At 43.9% G+C, this 22,937-nt stretch carries 24 protein-coding genes; 14 read left to right on the plus strand and 10 right to left on the minus strand.

Going from position 1 to position 22,937, the window contains the following annotated elements; translation table 11 throughout:
• Positions 1-2: 2 nt before the first annotated feature.
• The 3 genes from I8J31_RS00245 to I8J31_RS00255 all read right to left on the minus strand — a co-directional run bounded on the left by I8J31_RS00245 (position 3) and on the right by I8J31_RS00255 (position 1,999).
• A complete protein-coding gene (locus I8J31_RS00245; RefSeq protein ID WP_199466182.1) occupies positions 3-797 on the minus strand; it encodes a DODA-type extradiol aromatic ring-opening family dioxygenase in 795 nt (264 codons plus the stop codon).
• A 208-nt stretch (positions 798-1,005) separates the two neighbouring features.
• Positions 1,006-1,377 (minus strand): VOC family protein, encoded by a 372-nt coding sequence (locus I8J31_RS00250; protein ID WP_199466183.1) that lies wholly within the window; start codon positions 1,375-1,377, stop codon positions 1,006-1,008.
• 172 nt (positions 1,378-1,549) lie between these two features.
• The gene (locus I8J31_RS00255; RefSeq protein ID WP_199466184.1) at positions 1,550-1,999 is read right to left on the minus strand and encodes an Rrf2 family transcriptional regulator; all 450 of its coding nucleotides are present in this window, start codon (positions 1,997-1,999) and stop codon (positions 1,550-1,552) included.
• A 136-nt stretch (positions 2,000-2,135) separates the two neighbouring features.
• Here I8J31_RS00255 and I8J31_RS00260 point away from each other — a divergent pair, with 136 nt between their 5' ends.
• Positions 2,136-3,035 (plus strand): NAD(P)/FAD-dependent oxidoreductase, encoded by a 900-nt coding sequence (locus I8J31_RS00260; RefSeq protein WP_199466185.1) that lies wholly within the window; start codon positions 2,136-2,138, stop codon positions 3,033-3,035.
• Positions 3,036-3,216: 181 nt separating this feature from the next.
• On the opposite strand, the gene I8J31_RS00265 is transcribed toward I8J31_RS00260, so the two are convergent.
• Both I8J31_RS00265 and I8J31_RS00270 read right to left on the minus strand, forming a co-directional pair.
• Positions 3,217-4,443 carry a TIGR03862 family flavoprotein gene (locus I8J31_RS00265; RefSeq protein ID WP_233402516.1) on the minus strand — a complete coding sequence of 409 codons (1,227 nt, stop codon included), beginning with the start codon at positions 4,441-4,443 and terminating at the stop codon, positions 3,217-3,219.
• Between the two features lie 141 nt (positions 4,444-4,584).
• Complete coding sequence (locus tag I8J31_RS00270) at positions 4,585-5,166, minus strand: DUF502 domain-containing protein (protein WP_199466187.1); 582 nt, start codon at positions 5,164-5,166, stop codon at positions 4,585-4,587.
• A gap of 151 nt (positions 5,167-5,317) precedes the next feature.
• Between I8J31_RS00270 and I8J31_RS00275 the strand changes: the two genes are divergently transcribed.
• On the plus strand, positions 5,318-6,235 hold the full coding sequence (locus I8J31_RS00275; RefSeq protein WP_199466188.1) for a LysR family transcriptional regulator: 918 nt from the start codon (positions 5,318-5,320) through the stop codon (positions 6,233-6,235).
• Positions 6,236-6,285: 50 nt separating this feature from the next.
• Here the strand turns inward: I8J31_RS00275 and I8J31_RS00280 are convergent, their stop codons facing one another.
• From I8J31_RS00280 to I8J31_RS00300, 5 genes are read right to left on the minus strand one after another with little or no spacing between them, the layout of a single operon-like run.
• Positions 6,286-7,575: an amidase family protein gene (locus I8J31_RS00280; protein ID WP_199466189.1), complete on the minus strand. Its 1,290-nt coding sequence runs from the start codon at positions 7,573-7,575 to the stop codon at positions 6,286-6,288.
• A 3-nt stretch (positions 7,576-7,578) separates the two neighbouring features.
• On the minus strand, positions 7,579-8,232 hold the full coding sequence (locus I8J31_RS00285) for a DUF2848 domain-containing protein (protein ID WP_199466190.1): 654 nt from the start codon (positions 8,230-8,232) through the stop codon (positions 7,579-7,581).
• Positions 8,233-8,240: 8 nt separating this feature from the next.
• The gene (locus tag I8J31_RS00290) at positions 8,241-9,521 is read right to left on the minus strand and encodes a TRAP transporter large permease (protein ID WP_199466191.1); all 1,281 of its coding nucleotides are present in this window, start codon (positions 9,519-9,521) and stop codon (positions 8,241-8,243) included.
• Positions 9,518-10,051, minus strand: coding sequence for a TRAP transporter small permease subunit (locus I8J31_RS00295; RefSeq protein ID WP_199466192.1), 534 nt, complete (start codon positions 10,049-10,051; stop codon positions 9,518-9,520). The genes I8J31_RS00290 and I8J31_RS00295 overlap by 4 nt, the downstream gene beginning before the upstream one ends.
• Positions 10,052-10,056: 5 nt before the next feature.
• The gene (locus tag I8J31_RS00300; RefSeq protein WP_199466193.1) at positions 10,057-11,121 is read right to left on the minus strand and encodes a TRAP transporter substrate-binding protein; all 1,065 of its coding nucleotides are present in this window, start codon (positions 11,119-11,121) and stop codon (positions 10,057-10,059) included.
• Positions 11,122-11,313: 192 nt separating this feature from the next.
• Here I8J31_RS00300 and I8J31_RS00305 point away from each other — a divergent pair, with 192 nt between their 5' ends.
• From I8J31_RS00305 to I8J31_RS00360, 12 genes are all read left to right on the plus strand, one after another.
• Complete coding sequence (locus tag I8J31_RS00305; protein WP_199466194.1) at positions 11,314-12,198, plus strand: LysR family transcriptional regulator; 885 nt, start codon at positions 11,314-11,316, stop codon at positions 12,196-12,198.
• 106 nt (positions 12,199-12,304) lie between these two features.
• Positions 12,305-13,105 carry a putative hydro-lyase gene (locus I8J31_RS00310; protein ID WP_199466195.1) on the plus strand — a complete coding sequence of 267 codons (801 nt, stop codon included), beginning with the start codon at positions 12,305-12,307 and terminating at the stop codon, positions 13,103-13,105.
• Positions 13,106-13,239: 134 nt separating this feature from the next.
• The gene (locus I8J31_RS00315) at positions 13,240-14,202 is read left to right on the plus strand and encodes a TRAP transporter substrate-binding protein (RefSeq protein WP_199466196.1); all 963 of its coding nucleotides are present in this window, start codon (positions 13,240-13,242) and stop codon (positions 14,200-14,202) included.
• Between the two features lie 127 nt (positions 14,203-14,329).
• On the plus strand, positions 14,330-14,848 hold the full coding sequence (locus I8J31_RS00320; RefSeq protein WP_199466197.1) for a TRAP transporter small permease: 519 nt from the start codon (positions 14,330-14,332) through the stop codon (positions 14,846-14,848).
• Positions 14,848-16,155 carry a TRAP transporter large permease gene (locus I8J31_RS00325; RefSeq protein ID WP_199466198.1) on the plus strand — a complete coding sequence of 436 codons (1,308 nt, stop codon included), beginning with the start codon at positions 14,848-14,850 and terminating at the stop codon, positions 16,153-16,155. Before I8J31_RS00320 ends, I8J31_RS00325 begins: the two co-directional genes overlap by 1 nt.
• 21 nt (positions 16,156-16,176) lie before the next feature.
• Positions 16,177-16,929 (plus strand): 5-oxoprolinase subunit PxpA, encoded by a 753-nt coding sequence (locus tag I8J31_RS00330; RefSeq protein WP_199466199.1) that lies wholly within the window; start codon positions 16,177-16,179, stop codon positions 16,927-16,929.
• A gap of 3 nt (positions 16,930-16,932) precedes the next feature.
• Complete coding sequence (pxpB, locus tag I8J31_RS00335) at positions 16,933-17,646, plus strand: 5-oxoprolinase subunit PxpB (protein WP_199466200.1); 714 nt, start codon at positions 16,933-16,935, stop codon at positions 17,644-17,646.
• Positions 17,636-18,559: a 5-oxoprolinase subunit C family protein gene (locus tag I8J31_RS00340; protein ID WP_199466201.1), complete on the plus strand. Its 924-nt coding sequence runs from the start codon at positions 17,636-17,638 to the stop codon at positions 18,557-18,559. The genes pxpB and I8J31_RS00340 overlap by 11 nt, the downstream gene beginning before the upstream one ends.
• Before the next feature lie 267 nt (positions 18,560-18,826).
• Entirely contained in the window at positions 18,827-20,068 is a 1,242-nt protein-coding gene (locus I8J31_RS00345; protein ID WP_199466202.1) for a cystathionine gamma-synthase family protein, read from the plus strand.
• A 218-nt stretch (positions 20,069-20,286) separates the two neighbouring features.
• On the plus strand, positions 20,287-20,844 hold the full coding sequence (gene ahpC / locus I8J31_RS00350) for an alkyl hydroperoxide reductase subunit C (RefSeq protein WP_233402517.1): 558 nt from the start codon (positions 20,287-20,289) through the stop codon (positions 20,842-20,844).
• Between the two features lie 130 nt (positions 20,845-20,974).
• Positions 20,975-22,519: an alkyl hydroperoxide reductase subunit F gene (gene ahpF / locus I8J31_RS00355; protein WP_199466203.1), complete on the plus strand. Its 1,545-nt coding sequence runs from the start codon at positions 20,975-20,977 to the stop codon at positions 22,517-22,519.
• A gap of 235 nt (positions 22,520-22,754) precedes the next feature.
• Positions 22,755-22,937 carry a YgaP family membrane protein gene (locus I8J31_RS00360; RefSeq protein ID WP_199466204.1) on the plus strand — a complete coding sequence of 61 codons (183 nt, stop codon included), beginning with the start codon at positions 22,755-22,757 and terminating at the stop codon, positions 22,935-22,937.

Here is a 22,937-nt window from a genome sequence, read left to right on the forward strand (position 1 = left end):
GGTTAATCAAATCGAAAACTGGAGGCTGTCACGCCTCCAAATACATTGGCGTCATGATAAACACAGGTCGCTTTGGCGCTTTCTGCAGCCCCAACCGCTACCATAAGCGGAATAAAGTGATCTTCTCTTGGGTGGCAAACCCGTGCAAAAGGCGCGTCTTTTTCCCAATCAGTTAACGCTTGTGTTCTTTGTTCTGGCGTTGATTCCATCACGGCTTTTTGAAGCCATGCATCAAATGCTGCGGATGGCACTTTGCCTTGAACACCAAACTGTCTTAAGTTGTGGTAGCTCAAGCCACTGCCAATAATCAACACACCTTCATCACGCAATGGCTTAAGCGCTCGACCTAATGCTAAATGCTCTTCTGGGTCTAAGTTAGACTGCAAAGACAATTGCACTAGCGGCATATCAGCCTCTGGGTACATGATTTCCATGGGCGTAAAAGCACCATGATCGAAGCCCTTTTTGTCATCAAGCTCTACGGAAAAGCCCGCGCCTTTAATTAACTCAGCCACTCTTGAAGCGACTTCTGGCGAACCCGGTGCCGCGTATTTAACATCGTAAGTATGTGGAGGAAAACCGTAATAGTCGTATTCCATACCGGGAGCTGGATTAGATTGAACACCAAAGGTGTTACGCTCCCAGTGACCAGAAATCATCAAGATAGCTTTTGGTTTTTCTTTTATCTGATTGGGCATGTCAGCCAAGGCCACTTCAAGAGTCGCCAACATAGCGCGCATTTCTTCCACATAAGGCCAAGGGCCACCACCATGGGAAATAAAATAAGTTGGGAGCATAAGCAACACCTCGTAAATTAGTTTAATTGGTTCAAATTGATTTACTGAGCACCAATGGAATTGCACACAGTCTAGGCTTAGGAACCAAGCTGATCAATATACGTTCAGTTAATCCATAATTTCCAAATACGAAATAATTGAATTGAAAAATTAGCTGACATTTCATTTAAGTACAAAAAAACTACATTTAGGCGGACTGCTTCATTCGTTATTTCTCGTAGCAGAAGACTCTTAATCTGTGGCCATCAGGGTCTAATGCCATAAAGCTTGTGCCAAAGTCCGTAACACTCATGCCTTGAATCATCTCAACGCCCAGCTCAGACCATTTGCGATAATGAATTTGTAGCGTTATTAAATTACTGACTTCAAAGGCGACTTCCATACTGGCATGAGCCACTTTATTAGCTTTAGGAAACACATCCTGCCAAGCCCACAAACCAAACTTGTTACCTGACTCACTGACAAAAAGCGCAAAACTGCCTTGCTGATCTACAGGGTCTCGCTCGAAAAGTGGACGATAAAAATCCACGCTTACTTGTACATCATCTACATAAAAAATCGGAAAATTTGAAAGCTCCATACTATTCCCTTTAGTAAAAATCACACTCAAACAGACATTGACGACAGCCTATACCTGTTATTCCTTATGCTAAATAGCAGAACTGTCAGTTTATGTCAGCAGTCGTTAAGCTGGCTCACGCTGGATAACGGTCGCAATTACATACAGGTGTAAGGCCAAAAAAGTGGGCCATTTAACAGCCCTTATCCTTAGTAAAAGAAGGGGAAAGAAAGTCAGCAATCCCTTCAGCCAAAACGTCCAGCGTGACTTCACCAAAGCGTTCTAATAACAGAGACTCCGCCTCAATTAAAACATCATTAATGGCTTTGTTAACGGCTTGCTCAATTGGACAGTGGGTGTACTCATCAGACAATCCAATAGTAAACACAGAGCTTTCGCCTAGTGCATTGTGGATATCCAGCAAGCTAATCTTATTCAATGGCATCGCCAAGGACCAACCACCACCATGCCCTTTAACAGAGGTGACATAGCCTTGTTGTCGTAATCCCGCCATGGTGCGTCTTACGACAACAGGGTTCGTGCTCAGCATCTTTGCAATGCGTTCCGATGTCGCAGGGCCTCCCAAACGATCCATATGAATCAGTACATGCAACATGCGTGATAAACGGCTGTCTTTTCTCATGACTTACCTCTGTCTACAAAATCTGTAACGCATTCTACCTCAAGATTTCACGAAACAATAAAAGTTTCATGTGTTGACTTTGCGCTTTCATGTAACTTATGATGTTTCTTAAATTGCATTGACTGAGGATAAAAATATGCCTGAAGAAGTTATTATCATAGGGGGGAGTTTTGCGGGTTTATCAGCGGCGATGCAGCTGGCTCGTGGACAAAGAAAGGTCACCGTCATTGATGCTGGCGAGCCACGTAATCGCTTCGCTCACCAGTCTCACGGATTTTTTGGACTGGATGGCATATCGCCTTATCAAATCCAACAAGAAGCACAGCGCCAATTGCTAAAATACCCCACAGTTACCATGATTGAAGACACCGCCACGGCCGCCTTAAAAGTAGATGACCTATTTCATGTCACCTTAAGTAATAACCAGACGATAAACAGCAAGAAGTTGATTCTGGCAACCGGTCTAAAAGATGAGATCCCCAATATTCCCGGTTTACGAGAACGTTGGGGAGCCTCCGTTGTTCATTGCCCTTATTGCCACGGCTATGAGTTAAGAAATCAGTCCTTGGGGGTCATTGCCACCAGCCCTCATTCCATTCATCAAGCCGCTATGCTGCCAGACTGGGGACCGACAACCTATTTCACCCAAGGTAAATTTGAACCGGATGAGGAGCAGTTAACACTCTTACTCAAACGGGGCGTTACCATAGAACGTACTGAAGTGATTGAAGTCCTTGGTCGACCGCCCAAAATAACCAGCCTCTACCTTGCTGATGGTCGCACCATTCAGATTGCTGGCATCTTCGTGGCACCTAAAACCCATATGACCAATTCATTCGCTGAGCAACTTGGCTGTGAATTTGAAGAAGGCCCGTTAGGGCTGGTGATCAAAACCGATGACATGAAACAAACTAATATCACGGGGTTATTCGCCGCAGGAGATACCGTTAATCCCATACAAAATGCCACTTTTGCATCTGCTGCTGGTGTTATGGCGGGAGTCGGGGCCCATCGCGCCTTAATCCAAGACAACTAATAGGCAGGCCGTACAATGGTATGAGTAGCATTTTGCGGCCTTTTTAAGCGCACATTTCCTGTTATAAATTTTATCCTTCCTAGCTAATTTCTAACCTTACTTTCTGCCTCAACCTGTTAAAAGTGCCTCTCAGGTAAGCTCTCCGTCATGATAGTACAACACAAAACCCTAATATAGAGCGTTAGTTAGTGTCCGCTAACCAACGACACACCCCCTGTCCTGCTAAACGCCCTGTCGCAAAACAAGCTGTTAACAAATAGCCTCCTGTTGGCGCTTCCCAATCCAACATTTCACCGGCACAGAAAACACCTGGTATCGTTTGCAACATAAGTTGATCATTAACACTGTTTTGACATACACCACCCGCGCTGGAAATCACTTCTTCAATCGGTTTAGTTTTATAAAAGCTAACGGGGACGGCTTTCAAACAACGAGCTAAGCTTTCGGGTGTTTGCATGTCTTCTTTTTGAAAAGTCTCATGCAACAAGGCGTTTTTAACACCACTAATGCCGAGAGTACGCTTGAGGTATTTACTAAAGGATTCCTTCGGCTTGGTCTTACCCAGTTTTTTGATAAGTTGCTCTGTGCTTTGTAGTGGTAAAAAATCGATCAAGAGTGACGCGGTGCCTGATTCATTAATTTCATCCCTTATGTACTTAGAAAAAGCATAGATCAAACTGCCTTCCATGCCATCTTGAGTAAGGATGCACTCGCCCTTCTTTGACACAACACCTCCATCATTCAGGGTAAAAGAGAAAGCAATGCCCTTGAGTGGATAACCAGCAAACTTGGTTTTTAAGTGATCGCTCCACTCACTATAGAACCCACAGTTAGCACTTTGAAGTGGCTCTATCGCAATACCAGAGCGGGACAAAACAGCTTGCCACGCGCCATCTGACCCTAACTTGGGCCAACTTGCACCGCCCATGGCTAAAACAACCGCATCAGCATTTGCAATAACTTGTTCATCATTGTGATCAAAGGTTATTTGCTTGTTCTCCATCGCCACCATCTTGTGTCGCATATGGAATTCCACACCAGACTCACGTAGGCGTTTTAACCAGTTGCGTAACAAGGGCGCGGCTTTCATGTCTTTTGGAAACACTCGACCAGAGCTACCAACAAAGGTTTCAATGTCCAAACCATGAATCCAGTCACATAAGGCATCCGCATCAAACTGACGTATGGCGTCATCTAGCCAATCAGCTTTGTCGTAATAGCGAGAAATGAAATCAGGGTAGGCTTCAGAATGGGTGATGTTCATGCCACCAACGCCCGCCAATAAGAACTTACGACAAGCACTAGGTTTTGCATCATAAACATGGACTTGATGACCTGCAGCACAAATACTTTCTGCCGCCATTAACCCTGCAGGGCCAGCACCAACAACAATGACTGTTTTTTGCATTTTCGCCACTTCTTGCATACCAACCAACATCACGGAAAAAGAAGTGCATGATAAAGAAATTTGCTCCTATCACCAATGACTCTAAGTAAATTTGTAAGGAGATTCGCCCATTCAAGCCGTGATAAAACGCGCTACGCATATTTATGACTCAGATTTACTCTGAACGCCTGCCGTTAACGTCAATCGCATGGCTTCCTCTACTCCTATATCAAGCTCGGTTAAACGATCACGCGAAATATACAAAGTAATACCACCTATCTGATAGCTTAGCGGTACATAGACTCCGACTAAATTCTGATCCCCAAATAACTGTTTACCAGTTTGCTCCCCTGTAATGAAACCAATCACTTGAGCACCATTCCATTCGAGTGATACCACGCTTTTCATTTCTTTCTTTTCGGCGAGGTTAAAGACCATCATCATGTCCTTGATCGCACCATAAATGGATTTCACCAAGGGGATACGCTCAAAAACATTGTGACTTAGCGCCACTAAATAGCGAATGCCGTAGAGATTCACTAGGAAGCCAATCAAAATTAAAGCGCCAACACTGGCAACCCAACCTAAGCCGATAAAATAAAAACCATCAGGAATTAGCCACAGAATAATAGGTCTAACAATGGCTTCACCTGTCGCCAACAACCAATAGATCAAATAAACAGTCAGACCAATGGGCAACACCGCCACAATGCCTTTCAACAATAACGAAAACAGCTTATTCATCTGTTCATAATCCTCTTAGTTTGTCTAAAACTAACACAAGCTTTACGCCATACAAGTGATCATAAATCCTTGTTATAAAAAGATTGCTCATGCGCTAGAGCCCTTATACTCTCTTATCAATAAACCGTATATTTAAAACTTGGAGTGACAATTGAATTACAAGCGCTTAGAAACCTTTGTCTGGGTCGCCACGTTAGGCAATTTTCGCAAAGCAGCGGAACGGCTCCATACCACACAACCGGCTATTTCAGCACGTATTGCCGGACTAGAAGAAGAACTTGGCGTTAAGTTATTCACCCGTGAAGGTGGCTCTAGTCCTATCGTTCTCACCTCCAAAGGCAAAGAACTCCTCCCTTATATTGAAAAAATCCTTTATCAAACCGAGCAATTACGAAAACGGGCAGCCATTTCTACGGCTTATTCTGGTGTGCTGCGTTTGGGGGTATCAGAGACAATAGTAAACACTTGGTTGCCTGACTTTTTATCTAGATTACATAAAGAGATGCCTAACCTAGATGTCGAAATGACGGTGGATGTGACTGCCAACATCACCATAGGCATAAAAGATCGTTCCTTGGATTTAGGCTTATTAATGGGACCGATTTCTGAACCAAACATCATTAATCGAGAACTTTGTACGTTTCCCCTCTCTTGGGTAGCCAGCCCTAAGCTAGACTTACCTGACCGCCTATTATACTTAGAAGAACTGACAAAATGGCCAATTATTACCTACGCAAAAGCCACCAAGCCCTATGTAGAAATCAGCCAGAAATTTAGAGAGTTAGAAGGCCCGCCTGCCCATTTTTTTGCCTCCACCTCATTAGCGGCTTGCCGAAGTTTAGCCATTGATGCCGTTGGCATTGCCACACTGCCAAACATAATGATTTCCAAGGAATTAGAAACAGGAAACTTGCGTAAACTCAGATCCGTTTGGACACCCAACGATCTCAAATTCACCGCTTCTTATTCAGATGAGCCTTTTAACCCATTGGCTGAAGTGGCCACGAATGTCGCATGCAGCGCAGCCCAAGAATACGACAAAACACAACACTCCAATGGCGCCACCTAAATAAAAAGCTCACCTTTTAACAAGGTAAGCATTCCAAAATTGATAGAAAATCAAACTGACTGCGAGGCGATCACAATAGGTTCCAATTGCTTCGCCAAATTCAATAATAGCTGATCCATGCCATTACTTGCTGTTAGCATAAGTCCCATGGGTTCCTGCTGGAAGCTAAATGGCAAAGAAATACTACAGCCATTTAGCACATTCGCTAACGATGTATTGCGTAAGCACAACAAATTCAAACGATCGTATTCAGCATCTTTTTCTAAATCAGACAACCTAGGCGCCGTAACAGCCACGGTTGGTAACACAAAAACAGTATTAGGCTCTTCCTGTGCCATTTGCTGAATAAAGTCATTTCGAGCGTATTGAGTCTGCAGAAAATCCTCCGCATTAATAGTATTTGCACGCGCTATGCGGGAAGCAACTCTAGGGTCAATTTCTTCTTTATCCATAGCATAACATTTTCCATAATAAGCCTTACTTTCATACGCTGAAAACTGCCATACTGGTAATGTTTTGTATGTTTCTAATGCAGGAATAAACCGCCTTTCAATCACAACGCCAGCCTTCTCAAGGCGTGTTAATACCTGATTGAAACCCTCTTCAATCAATGCGTCTAAGTCATTCATACCGAAGTTATTTGGTACAACTAACGTCACTTGAGAAAGCTCTGTATCGCTCTTTATAGCAGACGTTTTTGTGCTATCCGTTGCCGACAATATATGCCACAGTAATTCACATTCATCGACTGTTTTTGTAATAGGGCCTATCGAATCAAGCGAGTCCGACAATGGCAAACAGCCTTCTCTCGACACCGTTTCCTGAGAGGGCTTAAAACCCGTTAAACCACAAAATGCAGCAGGAATACGCAAAGAGCCACCAGTATCAGTGCCAAGTGCAGCATCAGCAGCACCTAAGGCAACACTCGCCGCTCCACCACTCGTTGATCCTCCAGTGATACGACCGGGCTTAATAGGGTTATCTGGCGTACCATAATGCGGGTTCAATCCTAATCCAGAATACGCCAGCTCTGTCATATTGGTGTGGCACAAGAAACTAGCACCCGCCTTTCTCAATAATGCAACAGCGGCAGCATCTTGGTCAGCCCGCTGTTGATCGATAAAAATCGACCCAGCTCGCGTCTTATAACCTTCTACTTGGAACAGGTCTTTAATCGAAACAATCGCTCCGTTAAGCGCCCCCTGTTGCGGCTTAACATAATCAAAAAGCTCAGTGAAAACAGCTTTCCCTTTGGTATCAAGAACCTCTAGAGCATTCTGCCACTTTGACTCTAGTTCTCGACCTTGCCAAATAAAAATAGGACCATTTGGGTTCGTCATACATTAGCTCACTACGGGTAATTCTTTGGTGATGTATTCACATGAAATAGTACGATTTAATATCGGGTCATGAATACTCATACGAAATTTTTCTGTGCGACGCACACCGCCAATCGCTGGGCAAGTTCCACACAACATAGCACTGCCTTCAGACAACTCCCCCTTCTCTACCAATTCCATCAATGGGCGGATATTTGCCAACGAACCTTTTTGATATTGTGTCCAACCTTCGCCTTCATCCACCCAAGATTCGATAAGTAATTCATCCAGATGATCAGCCACTTCTTCAAAATCCCATAGTGAGGAAGAAACAGGCTTTGCCGATACTTGTTTTGAATGGGCAACAGAATAGGCTTCTAGCTTTCTATCAGTATGATCCGAAGCAACACCCAACCACAGTTTTCCTTGCGCTTTAATAATTAATGGCTCAACTTCCCCAGACGTATCACCACTTAACACTTCAACTGTCGACTCCTGCGTCACTAACAAGTTAGAAGCACGGTAAAACAAAGGCACGGTCGACGGTGGAGCCACACCAATTTCAGCTAACTCGTCGATATGTTCTTGAACAAATGCCATGTCTCGCGCTGTCCACCCAGCAATCACTAAATGCTTAATATCAAACTGTTTCGTTGATCCATTAACATTAAAAAACATAAAAATCCTTAGAAATTATCAGGTAAATAAAGAGAAATACTTGGATAGGCAATCAATAGAATAATCATCAGGATCATCACGCCAACATAAGGCAAACTCCCCATAACAACATCTGCAATCTTGCCGTTCTTACGAGCAGAATTCACAACGTACAAATTCAAACCAACAGGCGGGGTAATCAATGCCATCTCAACTAAAATGATCATTAAAATTCCAAACCAAATTTTGTCATAGCCCAGCTCAACAATAATTGGAACCACAATAGGAATAGTCGCCACCATCAGCGACAAGGTTTCAATGAAGAACCCCAACACTATGTACATTAAGACAATGATCAATAGAGTCGCTATCGCGCTTAGCCCAAGACCTGCCAACATTTGCTGTAATGTCCGACCTACACCCGCCGCTGTTAAAGCAAAATTAAGGACATAAGCCCCTAATACCACTAACATGATCATGGCTGTAATACGGATGGTTCCTGATAAGCTGTCGAGCAGCATTTGCTTCGAAAATGCCTTATAAGCCAACGCAAGAACAAGCGCAATTAACACACCAATGGCAGCGGCCTCAGTTGGTGTGGCCCAACCAAGATAAATAGAACCAACTATGCTGAACAACAAAATAAGCACGGGCAAAAGAGACTTCAACGCGACAAACTTTTCTTTCCAGCTACTATGCTGCTTTGGCCCTCCTAAACTAGGCCAAAGGGAGCAAATGATGACAGTAACTATCATAAACATCAGCGCCATAGCTATGCCAGGCGCAATGCCTGCAAGAAAAAGCTTGGGGATAGAACTTTCAGTCAAAAAACCATAGACGATCAGGTTAATAGAAGGCGGGATTAAAATACCCAAGGTGCCACCAGCGGCAATAGAGCCAGTGAATAAACGTTGGTCGTAACCTAGTTTTTCCGCTTGTGGTGTTGCAACGGTTGCTACCGTAGCCGCTGTTGCAACAGAAGAACCCGACGTCGCCGAAAACATGGTCGCTGTTGCAATGTTGGCGTGAATCAAACCACCCGGCAACCAAGAAACCCAAGCATTCAGTGCACCATAGGTTTTCTGAGCAACCCCACTGCGCAATAAAATTTCACCAATCAACACAAACAAAGGCACTGCAATAAGCGTTGAGTGATTAGAAAAAGACCATAGAACCTGACCTAACCCTCGCATTAAAGGAAATGGACTAAAAAACTCGTCTATGCCAAACGCCAATAGGAATAACACAATACCAACAGGGATAGATAAAGAGAGCAGCCCTAATAGACCAAAAAACGTAAAAGGAATCATGACTCAGTCCCCGTTCCAATGATGTCATCGACTTGGTCATATTTATGCTGAACGACCAAGCAAACAGCGCAAACCAGCAACGCCAATGAAGTGACAGCAAACCATATCCAACCAGCCATCCAGATAGATTGAGGAATAATCAGTGGTGTCTCTAATGAAGTATTAGCAAGTGACTGACGCTGAAAGCTTTTTTCAACAACAGGAACAACATAATAAGCGGCATATAAGGCTACAAATGAGGTAGCACTGAGCGCAATAAGATCTGCAATTGAGCGTCCAGGTGCCTTACTTTTGTTTCTTAGAATATCAATACGTACATGCGCTTTTTCTGTTAATGCATAGCAAATCCCCCAACTAGAGACAGATGCCATGACATAACCTGAAATTTCTTCAGAGCCCCCAAAGCTAATGCCAAATTCTCGCAACAGGATATCAACAAGAATGAGGAGAATGCAGGCCAATAACACTAGGCCTGCAGCAATCGCCACTCCATTATTGATACGCTTTAAGTAATCAATAATGCGCATCATGGCGACTAGCCTCCAGTCGCAGAGACTTGAAGACCAACCGTCTTGCCTACGCTACCATTCCACTCATTGACCCAGCTATCACCAGCACGGTCGGCCCAGTCAGGTAAGACTTTGGAGGTCAGTATGTTTTTAGCATGGGCCAGATCTGCATCACTGGGTTCAACCAGTGCCATACTATGGCTTGGCCCTTTGCTACACTCACCATTTCCGGTTAAACAAGCCACATCTTGATCAAGATCACTCTGTGCTGAATCCCAGACTGGTTTTTCAAATTTGGTCGCCACTTCAGCCTGAAGAAATGCTTGTTGTTCGCTTGAAAGGTCGTTCCATTTATCTAAGTTAATGGCAGTCACCACAGGATCCCATCCACCTAGAGGTATGGTCATCAATGTAGTGGTTACTTCCCACCAACCCGCACTATAGCCTGATCCCGCACCTGTAACAGCGCAATCGATAACACCACGCTGTAAAGCGCCAGGGACTTCACCGAAGCCAATATTGACACTTTGCGCACCTAACGCATCTAAGAATTTTGCCGTCATTCGACCCGAAGCACGTATTTTCAAACCAGACAAATCATCTAGAGACGACACTGGGGCCTTACAGAACACGACTTGTGGTGGGTAAGGAACAATAGCCAATACTTTAGAGTTGAAGGCGGTCTCATAAATTTTTCCGACCATTGGGCGAGCCGCATTGACCATTTTATGCACCTCTTCTGCGGTATTAGCAACTAAAGGAACATCTAGACCTTCTAATGCAGGCGCATCAGCAACAGCATAGTCACCCACTGTCATACCAATATCAAAAACGCCATCACCCAACATACGAAAAACATCACCACCACCAATTCCCATTTGATCATGGGTTGTCATGGAAACACTAAATTCGCCCTTGCTGTCATTCGGGAGTGTATTGGTCCAGAAAGGTTGTTCGAATTGCTTATAAAGCGGCAAACTACTCCAACTACCAACAATAGAAAGCGACTCTCCCGCAACGGTTTTACCTGCGAAAAGCGCCCCCGCTAAAATAAAGGGAATACTCGTTCTGCATATATTCTGCTTAGTCATAATCCTGTCCTATTTTGTGAATTTGTTAGTGACAAATTTTTCTTATATACCTCAAAAGACAAATTGTCCTCAGATAGGCTGAGTTCAGTGTTGAACGACCAAGCGATAAAGTCAATTCGCTATTTTCTTTCTAAAGTGATAAAAAAAACCGATCACCTGTATAGAAAATGCAAAAATAAAGAGTCCCTAAATATGAATTTCGACCAATTAAAAACCTTCCTTTGGGTCGCAAAGTTAGGCGGAGTAAGAAGAGCTGCCAAGCAAATGAACTTATCTCAACCGGCTGTATCGGCAAGAATTTCAGCATTAGAAGAAGAGCTGGGAATTAAACTGTTTGATCGCCAAAAAAGCGGTGTTGTGCTGACAAAAGAAGGCTTATTACTAAGGTCACATGCAGAACGAGTGGAAAGCTACCTGTCACAGATAAGAGCAGAATTAACACCATCAGAAGAAGTAAAGGGCACATTACGAATCGGCGTGGCAGAAACCATTGCGCAATCCTGGTTATCTGAGTTTCTCTCAGCTCTCAGAAAACATTACCCAAAGCTGGTTGTTGAGCTTTCTGTCGATATAACCATGAATTTACGTGATCAACTATTAAGCCGAAATATGGACGTCGTCATTCTCATGGGCCCCCTATCTGAGGGGAATGTCGAAAACATCATCTTACCTTCGTTTAAACTTGGCTGGTTCTGTCATCCATCGACTAAAAATCAGGATCTAGGCAGCACACCCATTATTTCGTTTTCTAGGCTCTCTCGCCCTTATCAAGAACTCATGTCTGAACTTATGCAACGTTATCGAGAAGTGGGGCAGGTTTTTCCATCTACGTCACTGTCAACCACCTTCGAAATGATCGCTGCCGGCATTGGCGTTGGTGTTCTGCCCATACAACTTGCTCAGCGATTTATTGAAACAAAGCGCCTCATTCCTTTTAATCCAGGCTGGGTTCCGAATGACCTTATTTTCACGGCATCTTACTTAAATGACCCGCTGGATCATACCGTACATCAGGTTGCAAAATTAGCTCTTCAAATTGCAGAGGAATATGACCAGAGAACGAACATGGCTTTTTGATAAAAAAAAGTGATCAAATAACACAAAAAAACACGATTAGACTTTATGTCGGCGCTAGATCTATTCTTAATTACGACAAGATGTGGCAATAATAAGGAAAACGTAGATGAAACAATCTGAATCACCTTTACTGCAACAAACTCGTGAATTGCGCCAAGCTATTCGCAGTAATGACCATACAGGGCCAACCAGTGGTCTTGTCACTGGCGCTATGCAAGGGAACGTGGTCATTTTGCCGGCCGATTGGGCCAATGAATTCTTACTTTTTTGTCAAAAGAACCCTGTCTCTTGTCCACTCATTGGTGTTTCTGAAATCGGTGATTATCGTCTTCCAGAATTAGCGACAGACATAGACATACGCCATGACCTTCCCGAATATTATGTCCACCGTAATGGGGAGATGGTCGAAAGTCGTTCAGACATCGCAAACTTATGGCAAGACGATATGGTGGTATTTGTTTTAGGCTGTTCTTTTTCTTTCGAGCACGCGCTTTCTCAAGCTGGGCTAGCACCAAGAAACATTGAAGAAAACGTCAATGTTTCTATGTATGAAACCAACATAGCAACAACGCCAGCAGGGCGTTTCTTTGGCAACACGGTCGTCACCATGCGTCCATACAAACCAAAAGATGCCATTCGTGCCATTCAAATCACCACACGCTTTCCAAAAGCACATGGCGCGCCTTTGCACTTCGGCACACCACAAGAGATAGGTATACACGACCTAAGCCAGCCAGACTTTGGCGAGCCGGTCACAGTAAAAGACGGTGAAATACCTGTTTTTTGGGCCTGTGGCGTCACACCTCAAGTCGCAATACGTAATGCCAAACCACCGATTTGCATTACTCATGCACCGGGGAAAATGCTTATTACTGATATTTTAGATACCGATTTGGCCGTTCTTTAATGACTGACATCGACTTATAAAATAATTGCATTACTGATACGCAAAAGCTTATGAAAAAGAACTCATAAGTTAAAAATGTAACACCACTAAAAACCACTAACTTAATAAAAACAGAGCCTTAAAAGGAACAAGATATGTTAAAACTAACCAGCGCGTTACTTATTGGTGGACTCGTTTCCACTGCCAGCTTTGCAGCAAAATGGCACATGCCAACACCTTATGGTGACGGTAATCTTCCAACGCAAATTGCTTATGACTTTGCAAACGAGATTAAAGCTCAAACCAATGGCGATTTAGACATCACAGTTCACTCTGGTGCCTCTTTGGTTAAGCACACAGAAATTCCACGCTCAGTAAAAACCGGCCAAGTGCAAATGGGTGAGATTTTTTTGGGTATTTTGGGTAATGAAAACCCTGTTTACAAACACGATAACATTCCATTTTTAGCCACGACTTATGCCGATGCTAAAAAATTATGGGAGGCAGCGAAACCTGCTGTTGCGAAACAACTCGATAAAGACGGTATGATTTTACTTTATACGGTTGCTTGGCCTGCTCAAGGTCTTTATAGCAAGAATGCAGTAAATACACTAGCCGACCTAAAAGGCACAAAAATGCGTGCATATAGCCCATCAACTTCTCGCCTTGCAGACCTCATGGGAACAACTCCAACGACAATTCAAGTCCCTGATATCCCCCAAGCATTTAGTACTGGCATCATTCAAGCGATGGTAACATCTCCCTCAACAGGTGTTGGCAGCCAAGCTTGGGATTATGTTAATTACTATACGGACATAAAAGCATGGATACCTAAAAACATCGTTATCGTAAACAAACGAGCATTCCGCCGTTTAGATAAAGCAACACAGAAAATTGTCATGGACGCAGCCGCAAAGGCCGAAGCGGCTGGTTGGACAAAAGTCGTTGAACGCGCTAAAAAAGATACTAAAATTCTGATTGAGAACGGCATGAAGGTCACTGAGCCATCAGCTGAGCTTGTAGCAGAATTAAAAGCCATTGGTAAAACAATGACAGAAGAATGGAAAGCCGAAGACCCTAAAGCGGTTGGTGACATTCTATCGAACTACAATAAATAACCTGTAGTAAAAGAGTCCTCCCAATACCGCCTAGTGACTTTTGTCCGGATAGTTTGTTTAGAGACTTTTCTAAATAAGCATATCCATGACAACCTAGGCGGTACCTTCTTCTCAAAAAGTGAACACTATGAGCCAATTAAAAGAAAAACTTTACCTATGCTCTGGCCTATTATCTGGGTTGTGTATCGTTATTATTACTCTCCTGTTACTGGCCCAAATTATCGGGCGCTTTATAGGCTTTATTGTGCCATCAGCAGAAGACTTTGCTGGTTATGCGCTTGCCGCTTCAACCTTTCTTGGACTGGCTTATACTTTTCGCGAAGGTGGCCATATTCGTGTGACCCTTTTAATACAGCGTTTATCACCATTGCCTCGTCAAATCCAGGAAGGCGTCATTCTTGCTCTGTCTTTTGCCTTGCTGTGCTTCTTATCTTATTCATGCATTTATATGGTTTACGAATCTTATATTTATAACGAAGTATCTTATGGCTATATACCCGTTCCGTTATGGATTCCTCAGGTTCCCGTTGCCGTTGGCATGATCGCTTTAAACCTCGCGGTATTAGACGCATTAATTATGGCACTACGTGGAAAACAACCAACATACAGCACGCTAGAAGACGAATTATCTTTGGAGGAAATCTAATGGATATGACATGGATTTCCATCATTCTAGCCGTTGCCATGCTCGTCTTATTATCTATGGGTGTTTGGGTATCATTCACCCTCATTGCCATTGGCGGCATCGGTCTCATTTTGTCAGAAAATTATCAAATCGATTTATTGTTTGCCACCTCTAGTTGGGGAGCAAGTACCGCTTGGTCGTTAACCGCATTACCTCTATTTATTTGGATGGGTGAAGTGCTATTTCGTACGCGATTATCAGAAGATTTATTCAAGGGATTATCCCCTTGGCTGAGTGGCGTTCCGGGAAAATTACTCCATGTAAACATTTTAAGTTGTGGGATTTTTGCCGCCGTATCAGGTTCCTCTGCGGCAACGGCAGCCACCATTGGACGGATGACGCTGCCCGAACTCCGTAAGCAAGGTTATAGCGAAAGAATGGCCATAGGTACACTAGCAGGATCAGGTACGTTAGGGCTGTTAATTCCACCTTCTATTATTCTGATTGTTTATGGAGTAGCTGCGGAAGTGTCGATTGCTCGCCTCTTTATCGCGGGCGCTTTACCGGGTCTATTATTGGTCTGTCTATTCATGGGCTTCACCATGATTTGGGGCTACCTACATAAAGACGAATTACCTAAGTCCACAGGTAAAAAAACAAGTTGGTCGGAACGGATTAAAGCACTACGCCAATTACTGCCGGTTCTCGGTCTAATCGGTTTCGTTTTAGGCTCTATTTACGGCGGACTGACCACACCGACAGAAGCTGCCGCATTGGGCGTAAGTGGTGCCCTTGTTTTGGCTGCCCTTACCGGATCTCTGAATATAAATAGCTTCATTGATAGCTTGCTAGGCGCAGTTAAAAGCTCCTGCATGATTGGCTTCATCTTGGTTGGTGCACACTTTTTAACGCTTGCTATGGGCTTTTTAGGCATTCCTAGCGCATTGGCGCAGTGGATCAGCTCTTTATCGCTATCGCCTATGGTACTCATTCTATATTTAACGATTTTCTTCGTTGTTTTAGGTTGTTTTTTAGACGGTATTTCCGTGGTGGTATTAACCGTTGCTGTTGTACTTCCTATGGTTCAAGCAGCCAATATAGATCTTCTGTGGTTTGGTATTTTTATTGTTTTAGTGGTGGAAATGTCGCAAATAACGCCTCCCGTTGGTTTTAATCTATTTGTGATTCAATCTTTAACGGGGAAAAACATTCTTTATGTGGCTAAAGCCGCTCTACCTTTCTTTTTACTGATCGGTTTAGCTATCGTGTTTATCAGCGTTTTTCCTGAAATAGTGACCTATTTACCAGCGACCATGTCGCAAAACTAAGACTAAAAGTGGGAACATAAAATGAAATTAAATTGCGATATGGGTGAAGCGTTTGGCGCATGGAAAATGGGATTGGATGACAAAATCATGCCGTTTGTAGATCAGGCTAATATTGCCTGCGGCTTTCATGCTTCCGATCCATTAACTATGGTAAAAACAGTGGCTCTAGCCAAGCAACATAATGTCACCATTGGTGCCCACCCAGGTTACCCTGATTTAGTTGGCTTCGGTCGTCGTAATATGGACATAGCGCCAACTGAATTAAAAGCGTTAATCCAATATCAGATAGGTGCCTTGAAAGGCATATGCGCTGGGCAAAATGTGAAAGTGGACTACGTAAAACCACATGGCGCCATGTACAACCAAATGATGGCGAACTTCAGTATTTTAGACACCGTCATGCAAGCGGTGAGCGAATTAGATGCCACGCTTCCTCTCATGGTTGGTGCGGTTCCCGAAAGCAACGAAATAAAAGAAATGGCAAAAAAATATGGCTTAACCGTTTGGTTTGAAGCCTTCTCTGATCGTCTATATACAGACGAAGGAAGACTGACACCACGCAAAGAAGCCAATGCCGTTCACGCCTCTTTTGAACTCATCGAAAAACAAGTTATTCAATTGTGTGAAACCGGCACTGTCACAACAGGATCAGGAAAAACCATTAAAATTCATGCCGATACCATTTGTGTCCATGGGGATGGCGCCCATGCTGTTGATGCGGTCACTCGTATTCGTTCGCTCGTAGACGGATTAAATAAGGTAAAAGCGAACTAAATCATGAGCCAAATTGATGCTTCCACCTTACCAAGTATAGACATGGTCAGTGACCACGCGTGCTTACTCACTTTTAGTCAGGTTATTAACGAAACGGTTTCCAATCGAATTGCCCAACTTACTCATCATTTAAAAAGATTAAATGGTGTCGTTGATTTAGTACCATCCTATACCACACTACTTGTTGTATTTGATGGTGATCACTATGACCGCTTTGCCATTATTAAAGCGATTCGTCATGTGATAACCAACATAGACCCTAACGAGCCATTGCAAACAGATTGTCGCGAAATCGTGATTCCTGTTTATTATGGCAAAGAAGTGGGACCTGATTTAAGCGATGTTTCAAACCATTGCCAGTTAACTGAAGAAGAAATCATCCAACGTCACAGTGAAACAATTTATCGAGCCTATGCTGTCGGCTTCACACCGGGGTTTGCCTTCCTTGGTAACACACCTAATGAGTTGCACATACCCCGAAAAAACACTCCTAGACTTAAAGTTCCTATTGGTAGTGTTGCCATTGCCGAGAACCAAACCGCTGTCTACCCAAGCGTCACACCGGGTGGCTGGCAGATTATCGGACGTACGCCATTAAACCTAATCGATTGGGGCAGTGAAAACCTCGCCTTAATTGCCATGGGAGATTCGGTACGATTTGAACCCATTTCCCGGGACGAATTTTTAGTATTAGGAGGTCAACTCGATGGCTTTTAAAGTAATCAAACCTGGCCTCATGGCACTGATACAAGATTTAGGGCGTCATGGTCATCAGTCGATTGGCCTGACGACAGGTGGTCCAATGGATGAAATGGCATTTCGCTGGGGCAATGCGCTGCTTGATAACGACCCAAATAATACACAAATTGAAATTACTTTCGGCATGCTAACACTAGAAGCACAAGCCGACACCAGCATCGCTATTACTGGTGCCGACCTTGCCACCAGCTTAAACGGAAAAAGCATTACCCCTTGGCAAACCTATGCCATTAAGAAAAATGATGTACTGACTTTCCAGCAACCCGTTTGGGGCTTAAGAGCATACCTTGCGGTAAAAGGTGGCTTTTTATGCCAACCCGTCCTCGGCAGTGTTGCTACCGTTGTGCGAGAAAAGCTAGGGGGATTAACCGGTAAAGGCGACAAGCTACAAAAAGGCGATTGGCTCGAATACAAAGCAAGCAGCGAACACAAACAAAGGGCCGTGCCTAGATCCGCTATTCCTGATTACAGCCAGACAGACATTCCTCTGGTGTTAAGTTATCAGTATCAGTCTTTTTCATCGATGGAACGGGCGCACTTTTTTTCCAGCGATTTTACCGTCTCGTCAAACAGTGACCGCATGGGTTATCGAATGGAAGGCAACGCCATTACCAGTGATATAAAAGGCATTATCTCAGAAGGTATCGCTTATGGAGCAGTACAAATCCCTAAAGATGGTCAACCGATTGTGCTGTTAAGAGACAGGCAAACCATTGGCGGTTACCCAAAAATGGGCTGCGTGACCAGCTATGGCGGTGGCATATTATCTCAGAAGAAGCCCGGTGATGTGATTCAATTCACTCCGATGACGGTGGATCAAGCAGAGCATGAACGTCATTTAAAAATGGCACGATTAAATCAGTGGCGATAGCGGTGATTGAGCCTTTTAACTTTTCTAGAGACCTTTGCACGAAGTCGCGAGCAAAGCCAAGACGAGGTAAAAATAGACGAGAAAGCGGAGTTTATGGGTTATAAATGAGCACTTTGAGTCTATTTTTAACAATGTATTGGTACGCACAGCAGTCGTGCAAAGGTCTCTTCTAGTATCACTCTTAGAACCGTATTATCATAACGAAACAAATTATTAAGACGACTAAGTTTGAGCCGTCATTCAACAAAAAAATGTGATGATGCATACATGATAAAGTTAAAAGGTTTTACCAGTAACATTGTTCACCATGACCGCCAACAAAGTTATAACGATAGCCCTATTCATACGCCTATTTATAACTCTGTGCCTTATGGTTACAAGAGCACAAAAGATCTAGAAAATGTGTTTCAAGGCAAAACCGTGGGGCATAGTTACGCACGACAAGCCACACCAACCACTGACAGCTTACAGTCCATGATTACGCAAACCGAGTTAGGTGTTGGCAGCTTGGTTTTTGCAACCGGCATGGCCGCTTTAAGTGCCACCTTTCTCACTTTGCTAAAAAGTGGTGATCATCTCATCGCCAGCCGTTTTTTGTTTGGTAATTCTTACAGTCTAATCACTACCTTAGAAAATTTCGGTATTGAAGTAACCTTGGTTGACGCCACAAATGTAGAGAACGTCATTGCAGCAAAGCAAGATAATACCCTAATGGTGTTTGTGGAAACCCTTGCCAACCCAGGCACACAAATAGCCGATTTGGCTGCCATTGGTGACTGGTGTGAACAACAAGGCGTGGTGTATTTCGTGGATAACACCATGACCTCACCTTACTTGTTTCAGCCCATCAGAGTAAAAGCCAGCTTGGTGATGAACAGCTTGTCTAAATATTTTTGTGGTCACGGTACCGTTTTAGGCGGCGCCGTCACAGAAACAGGCATGTACGACTGGACAGATTACCCTAATATTTTTGACGCCTATCGAAAAGGTGATAAAAGCAAGTGGGCGCTGACTCAAATCAAGAAAAAAGCCTTACGAGACATGGGCGGATCACTGAGTTCAGATGGCGCCTATCAAATCGCAGTAGGCGCAGAAACCATGGCCTTACGCATGGACAGAGCCTGCGCAAACGCTCTGGCATTAGCTCAGCTGCTAGAGGCCCATGATAAAGTTGACACGGTTTACTACCCGGGTTTGCCTTCTCACCCTCAGCACGACAGAGCTACTCATTGGTTTAAACTTTATGGCACCATCCTCAGCTTTGATCTAAAAGCAGGCTACGATTGCGCTCAGCTATTGGATTCCATTGATATTATTATTAATGCCACTCACCTAGGGGACAACCGCACCTTGGCGTTACCTATGGCCAGTACGATTTTCTATGAAATGGGGCCAGAAAACCGAGCAAAATCAGGCATCAGTGAGCAAATGATTCGCTGTTCTATTGGCATTGAAGATACCGATGATTTATTAGAAAGCTTCCAACACGGCTTAGACGAGTTGTCATAACAAGCCTAAATAACACCGAACAAGCCCAATGAAAGCCCCAACATCTTAGGCACGCTAAGTTGTTGGGGCTTTTTTATTTCTCATCCTCTTCAAAAAAACACAGCTATAGTTTTTTACAATTGATATTTTAGTTATTAACAATTTTATTAATCGATCTATTCTCCCTAATATGGCTCCTGTTGGTAACGCACTCAAAACACACTTTAGGAGAAATACAAATGATCAACACTCAAATCAAACCATTCAATGCAACGGCTTTTAAAAATGGCGAATTCGTAGAAATTTCTGAGAAAGATGTTCTAGGCAAATGGGCTGTGTTCTTTTTCTACCCAGCCGATTTCACTTTCGTTTGCCCAACAGAACTTGGTGACGTAGCAGATCATTACGAAGAATTGCAAAAACGTGGCGTAGAAGTGTTCTCTGTTTCAACTGACACTCACTTTACTCACAAAGCATGGCATGACAGCTCTGACACTATTGGCAAAATCCAATACTTCATGGTTGGTGACCAAACAGGCAACATCACTAACAACTTTAACGTGATGCGTGAAGGTCAAGGCCTTGCAGATCGTGCGACTTTCTTGATCGATCCAGAAGGCACCATCCAAGCAATGGAAATTACTGCCGAAGGTATTGGCCGTGACGCAGAAGACCTGCTTCGCAAAGTAAAAGCCGCACAATACGTAGCTGCTCACCCAGGTGAAGTATGCCCAGCAAAATGGAAAGAAGGTGAAGAAACTCTTGCTCCTTCTTTGGATCTCGTTGGCAAAATCTAAGTAAAGAAATAACCCTCTAAAAGAGGTCAGACCCCTTAAAAATACACCAAAGGGGTCTATTACATCAGACTCACATTAAGGGATCTGACCCTTTTATTAAGCAACACAGTAAATAAGGATGGATTACATCATGTTAGACACAACCATTAAACAGCAATTGGAAACCTACCTACAGAACATTATTAATCCTATCGAGATTACTGTGTCTACTAACGGTTCTGCTAAAGCAGAAGAACTCGTTTCCTTATCCAAAGAAATTGCGACATTAAACGATAAAATTTCCTTGTCTGTAGACAATTCCCCAACAGGCCGTGCACCACAGATGGCCATCGCGCCACAGGGGCAAGAACCTCGCGTTCGTTTTGCAGGCATTCCAATGGGTCACGAGTTTACCTCTCTTGTCCTTGCACTCTTACAAGCTGGCGGCCATCCATCAAAGGCTAGCCAAGCATTACAGGATCAAGCTAAGTCATTAACGAGTAAGTTAAATTTTGAGATCTACATCTCTTTGACCTGTCAAAATTGCCCGGAAGTCGTGCAATCCATGAATTTAATGGCAGCGCTTAACCCGAACGTTACCACTACCATGATAGATGGTGCTTTATTCCAAGACGAAGTAAGCGAACGCAACATCATGGCCGTGCCATCGGTTTACCTAAATGGCGAGCTCTTCGGACAAGGCCGTATGTCGTTAGAAGAAATTCTAAATAAAGTCGATACTGGCGCAGCGGATAAAAAAGCCGCTGAACTTTCCGAAAAAGCGCCCTACGACATGCTCATCGTTGGCGGTGGTCCAGCAGGTGCGTCTGCGGCAATTTATTCTGCTCGTAAGGGTATTCGTACTGGCGTGATTGCTGAGCGATTCGGTGGACAAGTCGCCGACACCATGGCCATTGAAAACTTCATCTCAGTAAAAGAAACCGAAGGGCCAAAGCTGGTCGCAGGTCTTGAGCAGCACGTTCTTGATTACGATGTTGACCTAATGAAAACGCAAAAAGCGGTTCGCCTAGAGAAAAAAGAATTCATCGAAGTCGAACTAGAAAATGGCGCGGTATTAAAAAGCAAATCCGTGATCCTAGCCACAGGAGCACGCTGGCGCGAAATGAACGTACCTGGCGAGCAAGAATACCGAAATAAAGGCGTGGCTTACTGCCCACACTGTGACGGCCCCTTATTCAAAGGCAAGAAAACGGCGGTTATCGGTGGCGGTAACTCTGGTATTGAAGCGGCTATCGACCTTGCGGGTATTACAGAGCATGTCACCGTCTTCGAATTTGCAGATACACTTCGTGCCGATGATGTATTAGTAAAAAAAGCAGAGTCCATGCCGAACATCACCATCATCAAATCGGCCATGACCACAGAAGTGATTGGCGATGGAGAACGTGTTGTTGGCTTAAAATACACAGATAGAACCACAGACGAGTCGCACCTAGTCGACGTGGCCGGCATCTTCGTGCAAATCGGTTTGGTACCAAACAGCGAGTTCTTAAAAGACACACTGGAACTCACGAATCGAGGTGAAATCGTCACCAATGCACACGGCCAAACCTCTATCCCCGGTGTATTTGCCGCAGGCGACGTAACCACAACGCCATACAAGCAGATCATCATCTCCATGGGATCGGGCGCAACCGCTGCACTTGGGGCATTTGATTACTTGATCAGAAACTAAACTCGCACTAAAAACTAAAAGCCGGCCTACCAATGATATGGAGGTCGGTTTTTTTTATGCTGTTACAAGAAAAAGGCTAACTAGCACATAGATCAAGAAACAAGCAGAAAAAATAGCAAAGACCTAGGTTACGGGGTATGGTCAAAAAATAGGCACAACAGCCTTTCTCTAAGCACTCTCTATTATACGAGACAGTGTTGAGTCACCTATAAGCTAAACCCGATAGGAGAACCTAATGAAATCTAACATAGGTAAAACAGATCGAACCATCAGAATAATCCTTGGCGTTGCGATCATAGCAATTGGCGCTTACTCAAATTCATGGTGGGGCGCACTCGGAGTCATTCTACTTCTAACAGGAGTAATTAAGGTATGCCCAGCTTACCTGCCATTCGGGATCTCGACCTGCAAAAAGTAA

Origin of the sequence: Marinomonas transparens, assembly GCF_016463975.1 — a bacterium.
In the GTDB taxonomy this organism is placed as follows: Bacteria; Pseudomonadota; Gammaproteobacteria; order Pseudomonadales; family Marinomonadaceae; genus Marinomonas; species Marinomonas transparens.

Excerpts from the sequence above, each read along its gene's own strand:
- I8J31_RS00245 (WP_199466182.1), bottom strand. The coding sequence starts at position 797 with ATGCTCCCAACTTATTTTATTTCCCATGGTGGTGGCCCTTGGCCTTAT.
- I8J31_RS00250 (WP_199466183.1), bottom strand. The coding sequence starts at position 1,377 with ATGGAGCTTTCAAATTTTCCGATTTTTTATGTAGATGATGTACAAGTA.
- I8J31_RS00255 (WP_199466184.1), bottom strand. The coding sequence starts at position 1,999 with ATGAGAAAAGACAGCCGTTTATCACGCATGTTGCATGTACTGATTCAT.
- I8J31_RS00260 (WP_199466185.1), top strand. The coding sequence starts at position 2,136 with ATGCCTGAAGAAGTTATTATCATAGGGGGGAGTTTTGCGGGTTTATCA.
- I8J31_RS00265 (WP_233402516.1), bottom strand. The coding sequence starts at position 4,443 with ATGCAAAAAACAGTCATTGTTGTTGGTGCTGGCCCTGCAGGGTTAATG.
- I8J31_RS00270 (WP_199466187.1), bottom strand. The coding sequence starts at position 5,166 with ATGAATAAGCTGTTTTCGTTATTGTTGAAAGGCATTGTGGCGGTGTTG.
- I8J31_RS00280 (WP_199466189.1), bottom strand. The coding sequence starts at position 7,575 with ATGACGAACCCAAATGGTCCTATTTTTATTTGGCAAGGTCGAGAACTA.
- I8J31_RS00285 (WP_199466190.1), bottom strand. The coding sequence starts at position 8,232 with ATGTTTTTTAATGTTAATGGATCAACGAAACAGTTTGATATTAAGCAT.
- I8J31_RS00290 (WP_199466191.1), bottom strand. The coding sequence starts at position 9,521 with ATGATTCCTTTTACGTTTTTTGGTCTATTAGGGCTGCTCTCTTTATCT.
- I8J31_RS00295 (WP_199466192.1), bottom strand. The coding sequence starts at position 10,051 with ATGATGCGCATTATTGATTACTTAAAGCGTATCAATAATGGAGTGGCG.
- I8J31_RS00300 (WP_199466193.1), bottom strand. The coding sequence starts at position 11,121 with ATGACTAAGCAGAATATATGCAGAACGAGTATTCCCTTTATTTTAGCG.
- I8J31_RS00305 (WP_199466194.1), top strand. The coding sequence starts at position 11,314 with ATGAATTTCGACCAATTAAAAACCTTCCTTTGGGTCGCAAAGTTAGGC.
- I8J31_RS00310 (WP_199466195.1), top strand. The coding sequence starts at position 12,305 with ATGAAACAATCTGAATCACCTTTACTGCAACAAACTCGTGAATTGCGC.
- I8J31_RS00315 (WP_199466196.1), top strand. The coding sequence starts at position 13,240 with ATGTTAAAACTAACCAGCGCGTTACTTATTGGTGGACTCGTTTCCACT.
- I8J31_RS00320 (WP_199466197.1), top strand. The coding sequence starts at position 14,330 with ATGAGCCAATTAAAAGAAAAACTTTACCTATGCTCTGGCCTATTATCT.
- I8J31_RS00325 (WP_199466198.1), top strand. The coding sequence starts at position 14,848 with ATGGATATGACATGGATTTCCATCATTCTAGCCGTTGCCATGCTCGTC.
- I8J31_RS00330 (WP_199466199.1), top strand. The coding sequence starts at position 16,177 with ATGAAATTAAATTGCGATATGGGTGAAGCGTTTGGCGCATGGAAAATG.
- pxpB (WP_199466200.1), top strand. The coding sequence starts at position 16,933 with ATGAGCCAAATTGATGCTTCCACCTTACCAAGTATAGACATGGTCAGT.
- I8J31_RS00340 (WP_199466201.1), top strand. The coding sequence starts at position 17,636 with ATGGCTTTTAAAGTAATCAAACCTGGCCTCATGGCACTGATACAAGAT.
- I8J31_RS00345 (WP_199466202.1), top strand. The coding sequence starts at position 18,827 with ATGATAAAGTTAAAAGGTTTTACCAGTAACATTGTTCACCATGACCGC.
- ahpC (WP_233402517.1), top strand. The coding sequence starts at position 20,287 with ATGATCAACACTCAAATCAAACCATTCAATGCAACGGCTTTTAAAAAT.
- ahpF (WP_199466203.1), top strand. The coding sequence starts at position 20,975 with ATGTTAGACACAACCATTAAACAGCAATTGGAAACCTACCTACAGAAC.
- I8J31_RS00360 (WP_199466204.1), top strand. The coding sequence starts at position 22,755 with ATGAAATCTAACATAGGTAAAACAGATCGAACCATCAGAATAATCCTT.